Annotated in this window: 14 protein-coding genes; 9 read left to right on the plus strand and 5 right to left on the minus strand. The window is 71.9% G+C overall.

Features of this window, described 5'->3' with window-relative positions:
• Window positions 1–65: 65 nt before the first annotated feature.
• Window positions 66–791: a protein kinase family protein gene (locus tag F8568_RS32180; RefSeq protein WP_328601121.1), complete on the plus strand. Its 726-nt coding sequence runs from the start codon at window positions 66–68 to the stop codon at window positions 789–791.
• A 13-nt stretch (window positions 792–804) separates the two neighbouring features.
• Here F8568_RS32180 and F8568_RS32185 read toward each other — a convergent pair whose 3' ends face one another.
• Window positions 805–1,737 (minus strand): AraC family transcriptional regulator, encoded by a 933-nt coding sequence (locus F8568_RS32185; protein WP_160573838.1) that lies wholly within the window; start codon window positions 1,735–1,737, stop codon window positions 805–807.
• 73 nt (window positions 1,738–1,810) lie between these two features.
• Between F8568_RS32185 and F8568_RS32190 the strand changes: the two genes are divergently transcribed.
• The 3 genes from F8568_RS32190 (at window position 1,811) to F8568_RS32195 (ending at window position 3,481) form a co-directional block, all read left to right on the plus strand.
• A complete protein-coding gene (locus tag F8568_RS32190) occupies window positions 1,811–2,728 on the plus strand; it encodes an alpha/beta hydrolase (protein ID WP_151597458.1) in 918 nt (305 codons plus the stop codon).
• A 103-nt stretch (window positions 2,729–2,831) separates the two neighbouring features.
• The gene (locus F8568_RS49905; RefSeq protein WP_268896437.1) at window positions 2,832–2,966 is read left to right on the plus strand and encodes a hypothetical protein; all 135 of its coding nucleotides are present in this window, start codon (window positions 2,832–2,834) and stop codon (window positions 2,964–2,966) included.
• 236 nt (window positions 2,967–3,202) lie between these two features.
• The gene (locus F8568_RS32195; protein WP_151597459.1) at window positions 3,203–3,481 is read left to right on the plus strand and encodes a hypothetical protein; all 279 of its coding nucleotides are present in this window, start codon (window positions 3,203–3,205) and stop codon (window positions 3,479–3,481) included.
• An 87-nt stretch (window positions 3,482–3,568) separates the two neighbouring features.
• Here the strand turns inward: F8568_RS32195 and F8568_RS32200 are convergent, their stop codons facing one another.
• Window positions 3,569–4,156 carry a hypothetical protein gene (locus tag F8568_RS32200; protein ID WP_151597460.1) on the minus strand — a complete coding sequence of 196 codons (588 nt, stop codon included), beginning with the start codon at window positions 4,154–4,156 and terminating at the stop codon, window positions 3,569–3,571.
• 230 nt (window positions 4,157–4,386) lie between these two features.
• Between F8568_RS32200 and F8568_RS32205 the strand changes: the two genes are divergently transcribed.
• Window positions 4,387–5,022, plus strand: a complete 636-nt coding sequence (locus F8568_RS32205; protein WP_151597461.1) for a class I SAM-dependent methyltransferase — start codon at window positions 4,387–4,389, stop codon at window positions 5,020–5,022.
• A gap of 11 nt (window positions 5,023–5,033) precedes the next feature.
• Here F8568_RS32205 and F8568_RS50710 read toward each other — a convergent pair whose 3' ends face one another.
• Window positions 5,034–5,663 (minus strand): LuxR C-terminal-related transcriptional regulator, encoded by a 630-nt coding sequence (locus F8568_RS50710; protein WP_151597462.1) that lies wholly within the window; start codon window positions 5,661–5,663, stop codon window positions 5,034–5,036.
• A gap of 860 nt (window positions 5,664–6,523) precedes the next feature.
• Between F8568_RS50710 and F8568_RS32215 the strand changes: the two genes are divergently transcribed.
• From F8568_RS32215 to F8568_RS32225, 3 genes are read left to right on the plus strand one after another with little or no spacing between them, the layout of a single operon-like run.
• A complete protein-coding gene (locus tag F8568_RS32215; protein WP_202125609.1) occupies window positions 6,524–8,089 on the plus strand; it encodes a bifunctional NAD(P)/FAD-dependent oxidoreductase/class I SAM-dependent methyltransferase in 1,566 nt (521 codons plus the stop codon).
• Entirely contained in the window at window positions 8,086–9,345 is a 1,260-nt protein-coding gene (locus F8568_RS32220) for a flavin-containing monooxygenase (protein WP_151597464.1), read from the plus strand. The genes F8568_RS32215 and F8568_RS32220 overlap by 4 nt, the downstream gene beginning before the upstream one ends.
• Window positions 9,345–10,784, plus strand: coding sequence for an MFS transporter (locus F8568_RS32225; protein ID WP_151597465.1), 1,440 nt, complete (start codon window positions 9,345–9,347; stop codon window positions 10,782–10,784). The genes F8568_RS32220 and F8568_RS32225 overlap by 1 nt, the downstream gene beginning before the upstream one ends.
• Window positions 10,785–10,798: 14 nt before the next feature.
• Here F8568_RS32225 and F8568_RS32230 read toward each other — a convergent pair whose 3' ends face one another.
• A complete protein-coding gene (locus F8568_RS32230) occupies window positions 10,799–11,329 on the minus strand; it encodes a site-specific integrase (RefSeq protein WP_151597466.1) in 531 nt (176 codons plus the stop codon).
• A gap of 202 nt (window positions 11,330–11,531) precedes the next feature.
• Here F8568_RS32230 and F8568_RS32235 point away from each other — a divergent pair, with 202 nt between their 5' ends.
• Window positions 11,532–12,407, plus strand: a complete 876-nt coding sequence (locus F8568_RS32235; protein ID WP_151597467.1) for an SMP-30/gluconolactonase/LRE family protein — start codon at window positions 11,532–11,534, stop codon at window positions 12,405–12,407.
• Between the two features lie 72 nt (window positions 12,408–12,479).
• On the opposite strand, the gene F8568_RS32240 is transcribed toward F8568_RS32235, so the two are convergent.
• Window positions 12,480–13,679 carry a cytochrome P450 gene (locus F8568_RS32240; protein ID WP_160573839.1) on the minus strand — a complete coding sequence of 400 codons (1,200 nt, stop codon included), beginning with the start codon at window positions 13,677–13,679 and terminating at the stop codon, window positions 12,480–12,482.
• Window positions 13,680–13,954: the final 275 nt, after the last annotated feature.

Below are 13,954 nucleotides of genomic sequence, written 5' to 3' on the forward strand. Positions count from 1 at the left end.
TGATCGATCGTGGCGGTTCGCCGCCGCCGGTGCCGCCTCGAGCCGGGAAGGAGCCGTCGGGTTTGGTGGATCGGTTGGAGCCCGGGGATCCCGAGCGGATCGGGGAGTTCTGGCTGGCGGGACGGCTGGGCGCCGGCGGGCAGGGCGTGGTGTACGAGGCCTACGCTCCCGACGGGGCGCGGGTCGCGGTGAAGGTCCTGCACGGGGCGGCGGGTTCGCCGCATGAGCTGGAGCAGATGGCGGCTGAGGCGCGGGCCGCGCAGCGGGTCGCCTCGTTCTGCACGGCGCGGATCGTCCAGGTGCGGTTGAAGCCGCCGCTGCCCTACATCGTCAGCGAGTACATCGACGGGCTGAGCCTGCAGGCGCAGCGCACCGCCGCCCGGCAACGCGACACCGCCACCCGGCAGCGCGACACCGTCGTGTCCGGCCAGCTCGTCACCCGAAGCGAACAGGCCGCGGACCCGACCGTCGCGGCGCTCCTCGCCGTCGCGTCACGCAGTATCCAGAGAACACCGGAGAACCGTGCCCGCCTCCTCGACCTCCTGGCCGAACCGGAACACGGCATCATCACCGGCAACGCCGACACCGTGCTGTCGGTGGCGTTCAGTCCCGACGGCCGCTCTCTGGCCACGGGAAGCGCCGACGAGACCGCGCGGCTGTGGGATGTGGCGATGCCCCAGGACAAGGACCTCGTCGGCGCCGTCTGCAAAGCGGCCGGGCGCACGCTGACCCGCCAGGAATGGGCCGAGTACGCGCCGTCCGGAATCGAATACCGGAACCTCTGCCCCTGACTGGGGTGCGCTGTCAGGGGTGTGCGGCGGCTGCCCGGCGGTGGTTCTGCCGGTAGCGCGCTGGTGACATGCCCGCGATACGGGTGAAGGCGTGGCTGAAGGTGCTCTCGGACGCGTACCCGAGCCGCTCGGCCAGCGCGGCGATCGTCGTATCGGACGTTCGCAGAGCGCGCTGGGCGAGCCTGATGCGCCAGTGGGACAGGTAGGTCAGAGGCGGCTGCCCCGACACCTGCTGGAACCGGCGGGCGAAGTGGCTGCGGGACATGCTCGCCGCGGACGCCAGTTCGGGAAGGCTCCACCCCCGGCCGGGGTCGGCGTGCATGAGGCGGACCGCCGGACGGAGCCGGGGGTCCGTCAGAAGGCGCAGCCAGCCGGGGGGCACCACCGCTTCTTGCCGCATGCCCGCGCGGAGTGCCTCCAACAGCAGTAGCTGTGCGTACTGGTCGGCGGCGAAGCCCGCGCCGGCACGGTCGCTCTCGCTCTCCTGGACGATCCGCTCCAGCAGACGCCGCATCTCTCCCGCCTCCGCGTCGTCGGCGGCGGCGTGGAGCACGGGCGGAAGGGCCGTTGTGAACAGGTCCGCCGACATGGGATCGAGGTCGACGTGTCCGCCGATGACGACGACGTCCGGCTCACCGGCGCCGACCTGGGAGAAGAGCCCCAGCTTCTGAGGCGGCTCCCGGACGGCGACGCGGGCAAGACCCGGGTCACTGCACAGGACGGTGGCGTCGACGCCGCAGAGCACTGCGGCATCGCCTGGTCCGAGGCGCACGGGCGCTTGATCGTCGGCTATCAGCCAGCAGGAGCCGCTCACCACCGCGTCGATCTTGACCAGCGCGTCGGGTCGCGAGCCGAGCGACCATTCCCCGCCCGCCCGCAGGCCCCCGGTGATGACGCAGCGCGCCTCCACGACGTCGAGCACCTCGGAGACAGGGTCGCGGACCATGACCGGATTCTCGGACAAGAAACCGGCACTCGCAAACATTCAGAGTCTCATGGTCGGCCTCCAGACTCGAGGCATGCCATCCGTCACATTCAAGAACCGGAACCTCGAACTCGCCGGCGACCTCCGCCTCCCCGCCGGGTTCGACCCGGCCGAGACCTACGCCGCGATCATCTGCGTCCATCCCGGAAGCGGTGTCAAGGAGCAGACCGCCGGCCTGTACGCGGCCAAGATGGCCGAGCGCGGCTACGCGGCCCTCGCCTTCGACGCCTCCTACCAGGGCGAAAGCGGTGGCGAGCCCCGCTACGCGGAGGAACCGGCATCGCGCGTCGAGGACATCCGATGCGCGGTCGACCACCTCGTGACACTCGACTTCATCGACGAGGACCGCATCGGCGTGCTCGGCATCTGCGCCGGCGGCGGCTACGCCGTCAACGCCGCCATGACGGAACACCGCATCTCCGCCGTGGGCGCCGTGTCCCCGATCAACATCGGCCGAGCCCGGCGCGAGGGCGGAAACGCGGTGGAGCTGCTGGAGGAGGCCGGCCGCCAACGAACCATCGAGGCCCGCACCGGACGGGCAGATCTCCGTCCGTGGATTCCAGACACCCCGGAAGAGGCGCGCGCGGCCGGGATCACCGACGCGGACGTGCTCGAAGCGGTGGACTACTACCGCACTCCCAGAGGCCGGCACCCGAACTCGACCAACCGGCTGCGGTTCGTCAGCGTCGCGTCGGTGATCGCCTTCGACGCCTTCCACCTCGTCGAAGAGCTCCTCACCCAGCCCTTGCAGGTCGTCGTGGGCGACCGGGTCGGCGGCTTCGGGTCCTATCGCGACGGATACGAGCTCTTCCGCCGGGCCACCTCCGACAAGGCCCTGCGGGTGGTGGACGGCGCCGGCCACTACGACCTCTACGACGTACCGCAGTACGTCGACCAGGCCGTCGAAACGCTCACCGCCTTCTTCGACACGAACCTCGCCGGCCGGCGGTGACCCCTCGGGGGGACGCGGGCTCCCCGAGGGCGGGCCGGAGGGCGAAGGGCGCCGACAGTCCGGTTGCATTGTGCGGAAGCTGGATCACATGGGTTGCCCGACGGTGACCGGTGACCTCCTGCTGCTTCACACGCTGGAGGAGGAGGACGAAGAAGAGGAGTTCTACGACACCGAGCAGGACGTCTACTTCGCTCAGGCGCAGATGGCGTGGTCCATGTCCGAACGAGCGCCGGTGTAGTGGCCTTGCGATAACCGTGCGCGCCGCGCAGCCGCGGTCACCGACTGCTGCGCCGCCCGGTCGTCCTCAAGCTCCGGCGCCGGTCGCCCACGGACCGGCTTTCGGTGACGCTGCCGGTGGCCGGCGTCTCACCGCCCATCGCCGGATCGCGTCCGTGCGGCTAAAATCGACCGCACTGCCAGCCGGGCGAGCCGAGCGAGTCAGGAATGGCCGAGTCACCGTCGGATAGGCCTCGTGTGAGCGTCACGGGCGGGCGCGGTATTCAGGTCGGCGACCGGAATTACCAGGTCAACATCGCCATCGGGGACCGGCCCGGCCGCCCGGTGGTGTTCGCGCCGGAGGAGCGGCTGCCGGAGGAGTATCCGCCCAGTTCCCTGCTCCGCGGCGACTACGAGATCGTCCCGTTCACCGGCCGGACGGCCGAGCTTCGCTCAAGATCGAGCTGGGTCCCGTCACGGACACGGCCGCCGGCCGCCGCGACGGCTTCGAGAGCGCCCGCGAGTCCCTCCGACTGATGCGCTGCGTCCTGCGCCTGCCCGAGGGGATCGCTCGTCCGGCCGAACGAGCGATCCCTTCGGTGCCGTCCCATCAGCGCTTCGCCGTCAGGACGCGGGTTCCACGAGGAGGTCGGTCTGCCAGCGCGACCCACCCGGGATGGCGGCCGTCACGGTCGCGAACGCAAGGTCGGTCACCGGCGACGTGGTGCCTTGGAAGGTCACCGAGGACTGCCCGGCCGGAATGGTCACCTCGGCGGGGGGTTGGACCGCCGGGTCATCGCTGTCAAGCCGGACCGTGACAGGTTCGCTCGTCGTCGTCCCCAGGCGGACCGTGCCCTCGAACTGTTCCCCGCCGGTGACCGACCAGGGCCGGATGTCGAGTCCGATGATGCCGGGGCGGACGCGGACGGTCTGGCTCCGGCTTCCCACGCCCTCGATGTTCGCCGTCACGGTGACGTCCGCGTCGGTCGGGATGCGCGAGCTCTTCGGCCGGGGAACGTCCATTCCGAGGGCGCCCTGCGGGATGGTCATGCTCGCTGGGACCTGGAGAGCCGGGTTGTCGCTTTCCAGGTCGACGACCATCCCTCCCGCGGGGGCCGTGCCGTTCAGTCCGACAGTGATGGACGGGTCATCGCCGCTGACGATCGTCGAGTGGCCCCCGAAGTCGACGAACTTCAGGCCGGGCTGCAGCACGAGCGGCCCGGCCGGAGACAGCGAGGACGAGCGCGACGGGGACGCAGAGAGCCGCCCTCGCGCACCCTGCTGGAGCCGATCGGCATCACCGGGGCGTTCTGAGGTGCCATGGTCGGCGCACTTCCGGGCGGTCGATCGTCCGCACTCCGGAGGTCTGTCCGCCCGGGGCGGCGCGGGCGAACCTGGTGCGATAAGTCCGGGAGAGACGCCTTCAGAGGAGATGAGGCCTGGTGAGTCCGAAGGGGAGCGTGAAGCCGGCCATCGTGCGCCAGTTCGCCCGGCCGCGGGGGGCGGCCGGGCACATCGCGGGCTGGATCATGGCGCACCGCGGTTCCAACGTCCAACGCAACCAGTGGGTCGTCTCCCTGCTGGAGGTCCAGCCGGGACAGCGGATCCTCGAGGTCGGCTTCGGTCCGGGCGTGGCCCTCGCCGAGACGGTGCGGCGGGTGGGGGCCACCGGGCACGTCTATGGCATCGACCGCTCCGAGGTGATGCTCCGACACGCCTCCCGGCGCAATGCCGCCGCCGTCCGGGCCGGCCGGATCACGCTGGTTCAGGCACCGGTGGAGGCGCTGCCCGCCGGGTTCGAAGGTCCCTTCGACGCCGTCTACGCCGTCAACTCCTTGGAGTTCTGGGCGTTACCGGCCGAGCGGCTGGCGCAACTGCAGCGGCGGCTCGTACCGGGCGGCCGCCTCGCCATCGCCACGCAACCGCGCGGCGCGGACGCCGCGCGCGACCCGGCTCTCGCCGCCCGGGAGCGGATGGAGATGTTCGAGCGGGCCGGGCTCACCGGCGTCCGGTCCCACACGCTCCCGCTCCATCCGCCTGTGGTCTGCGTCATCGGCGCCAAGGGGACCGGCGGCTGAGCCCGGTCCGGTCAGCCGTCGCGGAGCATCTGGGCGACGAAGTGCGCACGGCTGGGCGAGTTCACCTTGTGCAGGACAGCCGAGACGTGCCGTTTCGCGCTGTGCAGGGAGATCCCCAGCCGGCCGGCGATCTGCCGGTTGCTGAACCCCTCGAGGAGCAGGGCGATGACGTCCTGTTCACGCGGGCTGAAGTAGGGCTGGACGCGCTGCGGCGGCGCTTTGGACGTCCTGACGCGTTCGAGCAGATGGTTGCCGACCTCCAGCGGCATCGGGAGCTCGCCGGCCAGGACGGCCTGGAGCGTGCCGACGAGCCTCGTGGCGGTGACGTCGTGCAGCATGATGTAGCCGTCGGCGTTCGCCCTCGCGGCCTGCTCCAGGTCGTCCAGTTCGGTACCGGCGACCACGTACAGGAGGCGGGAGTCGGGGAACCCGCTCCGCAGCCGCCGGTCGACGTCGGCGCCCGAGCCGGAGCCGACGATGCAGACGTCGGGTCGCCACCCGCCGCAGTGCACTTTCGGCGCGGCGAACAGTCCTTCCAGATCACCGTGGCATTCGAGATCATGGACCTCGCCGAGCCGTTCGAGTAGCGCGGCCAGGCCGCTGCGGATGAGTTCACGCGGTTCGACCACGGCGACATCCACAGGATTCTCCTCCCCTATCCTGCTTCCCGAGGCCGATCATGCACAGGCAAATCGGCAATGTCAAGAGCGATCGACATCGCATTCACGACGCCCCTCGACTGAGATCAAAAAGATCATTCACGGCGACCGCGGGCAGAGAAATTCGTTCATCCGGAGTTCACCGACACCAAAACGGTGATACCGCCGCGCCGATTTGGGGGCGCGAAGCCGGAACCCGGCGCTCGCATTCCCTATCAAATTGATATGAAATATCGCCATATCCGAGCCGCTCCAGGAACGCGCGACCGGCCACGCACCGGCCCGCGAGCGACCGGGCGGAGACTGCGTCATGGGATGCGCCGGGTTCGGGTATCCGATGAGAATGAGCAGGTCATCGGCATTTCCGGTGTGCGACGACCCGCATGGGCGGCCACAGCGGCCAGACGGGCGCGCAAGGCCCCGGATTCGCACCGTCACCGGCCGACGGGCCCCCTCGAACTTGCGGAATAACGTTCCAAGCGAAGCAGGTATTCTTCCGGCCGCCCGGAGTCGAGCAAGCACATAGTGCCAACGATGCCGATGTGTCGAGGCTCCGCCACGGGAGTCGGCACGACGCGTTAGAAGCGAACACGGCAAAGGATCTCGACGAGCCGGCTCACCCGCAACTCGGCAACTATCATTCCATTTCGTGATTTGTCAACATCATGCTTTCACAGGTCACTCCATTCACCGCTCCATGTGGCGAGTACCTGGCGACGACGATCCGGATGCCGTGGCGGGGTTCCGGTGCCGGCCGCGAACGCCTCGGCCTGCCCGACCGCATTTGCCATTCCCGCAAGTTCTGTGGACCCCATCCCCGCGCGGCACCGATCGTGGTGCCCATGACGCAGAACTTCGATGTCGCGGTACTCGGCGGAGGCCCCGCCGGCCTGAGCGGGGCGGTGTCGCTGTGCCGGTCCCGGCGTTCGGTGGTCGTGGTCGACGCCGGGTCGCCGCGCAACGCGCCCAGCGGCGCCGTGCACGGATTCCTGTCCCGCGACGGGATCAGCCCGTTCGAGCTCGCCGAGATCGGACAGGCGGAGGTCAAGCGCTACGGCGGGCTCGTGCTGCCCGGCACGGCCGTCGCGGCGAGCCGCACCGACCGCGGGTTCGAGGTCACCCTCGACGACGGCCAGACCATCGCGGCGCGGCGGCTGCTGGTGACGACCGGCCTCTCCGACATGCTGCCCGACGTCCCCGGGCTGGCGGAACGCTGGGGCCGCGACGTGGTGCACTGCCCGCACTGCCACGGATGGGAGCTGCGCGACAGGTCCGTCGGCGTCCTCGCCACGCACACCGAGTGGGCGATGCGGCAGGCGTTGATGTTCCAGCAGCTCGCACCCGAGGTGACGTTCTTTCAGCACACCGCGCCGGACCTGACCGAACAGCAGGTGACCCGGCTGGGCGCCTGGGGCATCCGGGTGGTCACCGGGCGCGTGGAGGCGCTGGAGGCGGCCGATGACCGGATCACCGGGCTGCGCCTGGACGGCGGGACGGTCGTGCCCTGCTCGGCCGTGACCGTCGCGCCCCGGCTGGTGGCCGGGTCCGCGGTGCTCGCCGACCTCGGCCTCGAACCGACCGCGCACCCGATGGGCGTCGGCGAGTCGATCGCCGCCGACCCGTCGGGAAAGACGGAGGTACCCGGCGTGTGGGTCGCCGGGAACGTCACCGACGTCATGGCGCAGGCGATGAGCTCGGCCGCCGGCGGGGCCGCGGCGGGCGCCGCGATCAACGGCGACCTCATCGCCGAGGACACCGAGCTCACCCTCCGGGTGCTGTCGCCCGACTACTGGGAGGAGCGGTACGCGTCCGGGGAGCGGGTCTGGAGCGGCGATCCGAACCCGCGGCTGGTCGAGGCCGCCACCGGCCTCCAGCCGGGCACGGCGCTGGACGTCGGCAGCGGCGAGGGCGCCGATTCGCTCTGGCTCGCCGCGCGCGGATGGGACGTCACCGGCGTCGACGTCTCCCAGGCCGCGCTGGACCGGGCCGCCCGGCACGCCGCCGAGAGCGGCGTGGACGTCACGTGGCACCAGGCCGACGTCACGACATGGGAGCCCGAGCCGGCGCGGTTCGACCTGGTGTCGGTGCAGTACCTGCAGTTGCCCCGGCCCGCGCGCGACACGCTGATCCGCCGGCTGGCCGCGGCCGTCCGCCCGGGCGGGACGCTGCTCGTGGTCGGGCACCACCCGGCCGACCTGGAGGTTCCGACGCTGCGACGCCCGCGCCTCCCCCACCTGATGTTCACGGCCGAGGATATCGCCGCCGTGCTGGACGCGGCCGACTGGGACGTCGCCGCCTCCGCCCCGGAGCGCCCGGCCACCGGTCCCGGCGGGGACCGGATCACGCTCACCGACGCCGTCCTGCGGGCGGTGCGGCGCGGCACGGAAGGCGAGAGGAAGCGATCATGACGGACGGCGCGGCGGTCGAGCGGATCGACACGCTGGTGATCGGCGGCGGCCAGGCGGGGCTGGCCACGAGCCACCACCTGACCGTGGCCGGGGTGGACCACCTCGTCGTGGACCGCCGGGACCGCCCCGGCGGCGGCTGGCTCGACCGGTGGGACGAGTTCTGCCTCGTCCTCCCGAACTTCACGCTCCAACTGCCGGGGATGCCGTACGACGGCGACGACCCGGACGGATTCATGGCGCGCGACGACGTGGTGAAGCACCTGACGCGGTACGCGTCCGTGATCGGCGCCCCGGTCCGGTTCGGCACCGACGTGACCCGGCTGGCCGCCGAGGACGGCGGTCTCGTGGCGCACGCCGGAGGCGCGACCTTCCGGGCGCGCAACGTCGTCCTGGCGACCGGGCCGTACCCGCGGCCGAAGATCCCGTCCGCGGCGGAGCGGATCTCCGGGCACATTCCGCAGCTGCACTCCAACGACTACCGCAGGCCGGGGGAGCTGCCGGACGGCGCCGTGCTCGTCGTCGGCTCCGGGCAGTCCGGCGCGCAGATCGCCGAGGAGCTGCACCGGGCCGGCCGCGAGGTCCACTTGGCGGTCTCGAAGGTCCCCGCCGCTCCCCGCCGGTACCGGGGCCGCGACCTCGGCTGGTGGCTGCTGGAGGTGTACCGGAACGGCCCGGCGGTGGGCGTGGAGATGAAGCTCCCGTCGCCGGCCGCGCGGTTCGCCCCCAACCCGGTCGTGTCCGGCCAGGGCGGCGGCCACAGCATCGACCTGCGGCGACTCGCCGGGGAGGGCGTCCGGCTGTACGGCCGGCTGGAGTCGGCGGACGGCACGGCCGTGCGGTTCAGCGACGACCTCGCCGACCGGCTGGCGTTCGTCGAGACCCAGTTCGACAGGACGCAGCGGCGGCTGTTCGAGGCGTACATCGCGGCGGCGGGGATCGACGCGGCGCCCGACGACCGTCCCCCGCGCGGCGACGCGCCCGCCCCGGCCACCGGCACCGAGCTCGACCTCGCCGCCGCCGGGGTCGGATCGGTGGTGTGGGCGACCGGCTACCGACTCGACTTCGGCTGGGTGGACCTGCCGGTGTTCGACGAATGGGGCTACCCGCGGCACACCAGGGGCGTCACCGCCCACCCCGGGCTCTACGCGGTCGGGCTGCCCTGGCTGCACTCGGCGGGGTCGTCGGTGTTCGCGGGGGTCGGCCCCGACGCCGCGCACGTCGTGCAGCACATCGTCGACCGTGAGGACCACCGCTGATGGACGACCGGGACAAGACCGCGGACCCGCGCCGCTGGAAGGCGCTCGCGGCGCTGTGCATGGCGCAGTTCATGCTGATGCTGGACGCCACCGTGATCAACGTGGCGCTGCCCGACCTCAGCGCCGACCTGAACCTCAGCCGGGTGGCGTTCACCTGGTCGGTCAGCATCTACGTGCTGTTCCTCGGCGGGCTGCTGCTGCTCGGCGGCCGGCTCGCCGACATCTTCGGCGCGCGTTCCCTGCTGCTGACCGGCCTGGTGGTGTTCACCCTCGCCTCGCTGGCCAGCGGCCTGGCGCAGGACGGGAGCGTGCTGATCGCCGGGCGCATCTGCCAGGGCGCGGGGGCGGCGATGATGTCCCCCGCCGCGCTGCGCGCCGTGACCGGCATGTTCGACGGCCCCGAACGCAACAGGGCACTGGGCGTGTGGTCCTCGCTCGGCGGCATCGGCTTCGCCACCGGGCTGCTCGTCGGCGGCCTGCTCACCGACGGCCCCGGCTGGCGCTGGGTCTTCTTCATCAACATCCCGATCGGAGCCGCCCTGCTCGCCGCCATCCGGGCGCTGGTGCCCGAGCGCCGGGTCCCGGGCGCCGACCGGCACGTCGACGTGCTGGGAGCGGTGACCGTGACGGCCGGCACCGGCTCGCTCATCTACGGCATGATCAACGCCGGTACGCACGGCTGGACGGACCCCGGCACGCTGCTGCCCATCGCGGCCGCCGCCGTCCTGTACGGGGTTTTCACGGCCGCCGAGCGCACCGTGCGGAGCCCCTTGATGCGCCTGGAGATACTGGCCCGCCGCCCGGTCGCGACCGGGACGTTCCTCATGCTCATGGCTGCGGGCGTGGCCGGCGGCGACCTGTTCATCACCTCGCAGTACCTGCAGCACTTCCGCGGTGACAGCGCGCTGGACAACGGCCTGTTCTTCCTGCCCGCGGCGCTGGCCACGGTCGTCGGCGCCATCACCGGCGGCCGCCTGGTCGGCACCGCCGGCACCCGCAACGTCGCCTTCGCCGCCCTGTCGCTGGTCGCCGTCGGCAACGGGCTCCTCATCGGGATGCTGCCGGAGGACGGCAACGTCTACGCCTGGGCCCTTCCCGGCGTCGTCGTGTTCTCGCTGGGCGCGGCCGCGGTGTTCGTCGCCGCGACCACCACCGCCCTCGCGGGCGTCGCCCAGCACGAGGCGGGGCTGGTGTCGGCCATCGTCTACACCTGCAATCCGACCGGTTCCGCCATCTTCGTCGCGGTGGGCTCCACCGTCGCCGCCGACGGCCTCACCGGCACGCCCGCGATCGGCGGGTTCACCGACGCCTACACGCTGTTCACCGCCGCCGCGGCGGCGGCCGCGCTGGTCTCGCTGGTCCTCGCGCCGTCCATCAGGCCGCAGCAGGCGAGCCCGCCGCCCGCGGGCAAGGCCGGTGTCGAGCCGTCCCGCACCTAGAGCCGGGGGGCGGATCACGCGCTGGGCCGCCGCTGGATGCGGGAGAGCCCCCGCTGCAGCCGCCAGTGGAGGGCGCGCACGTCGACGCCGGCCGCGACGAGCTCGGCCGCGGAGTAGTGCGGCAGCCGGTCGAGGTGCATGGTCCAGCCGAGGCTCGCGCACGTCCGGGCGTAGCGCTCCACGACCGTATCCGGTTCCGGCGCGGCTCCACCGTCCGGCGAGGTCGAGAAGACGTAGGCGCCGGGGCGCCGCTCGATGCCGAGCATGGCGGCCTGCGCGCGGCAGTGGGCGAGATGGGCGCGCAGCAGGGTGATCGTCTCTGCGTCGAGCCCGGAGCGGCGCCCCCCGATGGCGACCGCGCCGGCGTCGATGTCGACGTCGTCCCAGCGCAGGACGCACAGCTCGCCGCCCGGGGCGCCGGTGGTCAGGGCGAGCCAGACGAACATGCCCCAGCCGGGGTCGTTGGACGCTTCCATCACGATCGCCGCGGCCTGGGGCCGCGTTGGGGACGACGGGCTCGGCGCGGACTGCCTCGGGGTCGTCATGGCGGCATCGTAAGCAGCGCTCCGGTCGCTGTTGAGATCCGAAAGAGCGGAGCCGGGCGCGCCATGGTGCGCACTTTCGCGCGGCACATCGTCCGCACCCCCAGGGCTTGCCCGCGCCGGGCGCGGATCGCGAGCATCGTCCTGGCGGCGATCGCAGCATGCCGCGACCTCGATGCCACTGCGGAACGAGCCGGAGGTACCGATGACGGACGGCCACCCGGCCGCAGCGCCGACCACCGACGTCATCGTGCTCCCCGGAGCCACGTCCGCCCAGGGGATCGCCAAGGGCGAGGGCGACACCTTCTACTGCGGCGACCTGTACCTCGGCCACATCTTCCGCGGTGATCTCAGGCGCGGGACCGCCGAGCCGTTCATCGAGGCCCCGGAAGGCCGGATGTCCATGGGCCTGTGCGCCGATCTGCGGCACGGGCTGCTGTTCGTCGGCGGCGCGCTCGGCTGGGCGTACGTGTACGACCTCGGAACCGGCGCGACCGTCGCCACCTACCAGCTCGGCACCGTCGGCGACCTGAAGGCGACGGTGGTCAACAAGGTCCTCGTCACCGAAGAGGGCGCCTACTTCAGCGACACGTCGAGCGCCGTCCTGTACTTCGTGCCGATCGGACCGGCCGGGAAGCTCGGGCCGGCCAGGACCCTGCCGGTCACCGGCCCCGCCGCCGGCCTCGGCGGCGAGTACAACCTGAACGGGATCGCCCGTCCCGGACCCGGAGAGCCATTGATCATGTCGCACACGGCCGAAGGCAGGCTTTACACCGTGGACCCGGCGACCGGGGCCAGCCGGCCGATCGATGGCCTCGACGTGCCCAACGCGGACGGGCTCGTGCTCGAGGGCCGGCGGCTGTGGGTGGTGCAGAACTGGTCCAACCAGATCTCACGGGTGCGGCTGAGCCCCGACCTGGCGTCCGGGACGGTCGAGGGCGTCATCACGCATGACGCCTTCCAGTTCCCGACGACCGCCGTGCCGTTCGGTGCCGACCGTCTGGCCGTCATCAACGCCAAGGCCGACACCGGCGTCCGGCCGACCGCCGCCGAGTACGAGGTCGTCATCGTCGACCGCTGACCCGCGCGTCACTCCCGGCGCGCAGGCCACGCACGGGCGCGCACGCCGCACACGGGCCTGTGCGTCACGGCGTCACGTCCCGGCCCGCAGGGGCAGTTCGGCCAGGGATCTGAGGATGTTGTGCGGACGGGAGCGCGGCGGGCCGGCCGGTTCGAGGGTGCGCGCCCGCCGGGCCAGCGCGCCGAGCAGGATCTCCGCCTCCAGCCGGGCGATCCCCGCGCCGACGCAGGCGTGCACGCCCGACCCGAAGGCCAGATGGTTCGCGGCCCTCCGGCGGATGTCGAAGCGGTCGGGATCCTCCCATTCGCGGGGGTCGCGGTTGGCGGCGCCGACGAAGCAGAGGACCTTCTCCTTGGCCGGGATCACGGTGCCGGACAGCCGCACCTCGCGGGTGGTGGTGCGGAAGAAGTGCTGGACGGGAGAGTAGTACCGCAACGCCTCTTCGAGGGCCGGACGGGCCAGCGCCGGGTCGTCGTGCAGCGCCGCCCATTCTTCGGGGCGGGTGGCGAGAAGGTGCAGCGTCCAGGCGATGGCGTCGATGGTGGAGTCGAGGCCCGCCATCACCAGCGAGCGCACCAGCAGGCCGGCCTCCTCCTCCGTGGCCTCGCCGCGGTCGACGGCAGCGTACACGGCCGCACCGATCCCGCCGACGGCGAGCGAACCGCGTGCACAGCGCCCGATGAACCAGTCGTGCAACGGCATGCCCGCGGCCATCGCCTCCTCGGAGAGGCGGTTGCGCGGGCCGAACAGGTTGAACGCCATATCGCCGTACCGGAGCAGCTTCTCTCCCTCGTCCGGATCGAGTCCGAACGCCTCCGGAAACGCCCGCACCAGGTACGCCTGCGCCAGATCGACGACCCCGTCGAACCGGCCGCGCGCCACCACCGCCTCCGCCAGTTCCCCGGCGTGCCGTTCGAACTCCGGCCGGAAACGCTCGATCGCCCGTGGCGACAGCGCCCGCGCGGTGATCCGGCGCGGCCGGGCGTGCGCCGGCGGATCCGCTTCCACCAGCAGGCTCGGGGGCCGCCACGGCTCCTCATGCCAGAAGTTGGCGACCCCGACCCCCGCGGCCGAGCAGAACCTCTCATGGTCGCGCAGCACCTCGTGCACCTCGGCGTACCGGGCCACCGCCCACGCCCGATAGGGCTCCAGGAAGACCACCGGGCCGGCCGCCCGCAGCCGCTCGTGGAACGCGTCGGGGTCGGAGCGGAATCGCTCGTCGAACGGATCGATGTCCAGCACTGGAACATCGATCGGCACTGAATGCGACATGACGCCAGCGTGGGCCGCTGCAAAGGCGGTGTCAATACCCGCAATGGCGCTCCTGATGGTGGATGAAGCGCGGGCAATACTCCGTGCAAAAGTGCGGACCTTGGCGCGCACATTCGCTGCCGACGAGGTCTCCGGCCAGGCCTGGACGACATTTCCGGCGGGCCGCGGATCGGCGCGGGTCCACCCGCCCGCACGTTAGTGCGCAACATCGTCCGCACCCCTGGGGCTTGCCCGCTCCGGCGCGGTCTCGGAACGCTGTCCGTGGGTTCTCTTTC

Origin of the sequence: Actinomadura physcomitrii, assembly GCF_008923205.2 — a bacterium.
Lineage (GTDB): Bacteria > Actinomycetota > Actinomycetes > Streptosporangiales > Streptosporangiaceae > Spirillospora > Spirillospora physcomitrii.

Excerpts from the sequence above, each read along its gene's own strand:
- F8568_RS32185 (WP_160573838.1), bottom strand. The coding sequence starts at position 1,737 with ATGGTCCGCGACCCTGTCTCCGAGGTGCTCGACGTCGTGGAGGCGCGC.
- F8568_RS32190 (WP_151597458.1), top strand. The coding sequence starts at position 1,811 with ATGCCATCCGTCACATTCAAGAACCGGAACCTCGAACTCGCCGGCGAC.
- F8568_RS32215 (WP_202125609.1), top strand. The coding sequence starts at position 6,524 with ATGACGCAGAACTTCGATGTCGCGGTACTCGGCGGAGGCCCCGCCGGC.
- F8568_RS32220 (WP_151597464.1), top strand. The coding sequence starts at position 8,086 with ATGACGGACGGCGCGGCGGTCGAGCGGATCGACACGCTGGTGATCGGC.
- F8568_RS32225 (WP_151597465.1), top strand. The coding sequence starts at position 9,345 with ATGGACGACCGGGACAAGACCGCGGACCCGCGCCGCTGGAAGGCGCTC.
- F8568_RS32230 (WP_151597466.1), bottom strand. The coding sequence starts at position 11,329 with ATGACGACCCCGAGGCAGTCCGCGCCGAGCCCGTCGTCCCCAACGCGG.
- F8568_RS32235 (WP_151597467.1), top strand. The coding sequence starts at position 11,532 with ATGACGGACGGCCACCCGGCCGCAGCGCCGACCACCGACGTCATCGTG.
- F8568_RS32240 (WP_160573839.1), bottom strand. The coding sequence starts at position 13,679 with ATGTCGCATTCAGTGCCGATCGATGTTCCAGTGCTGGACATCGATCCG.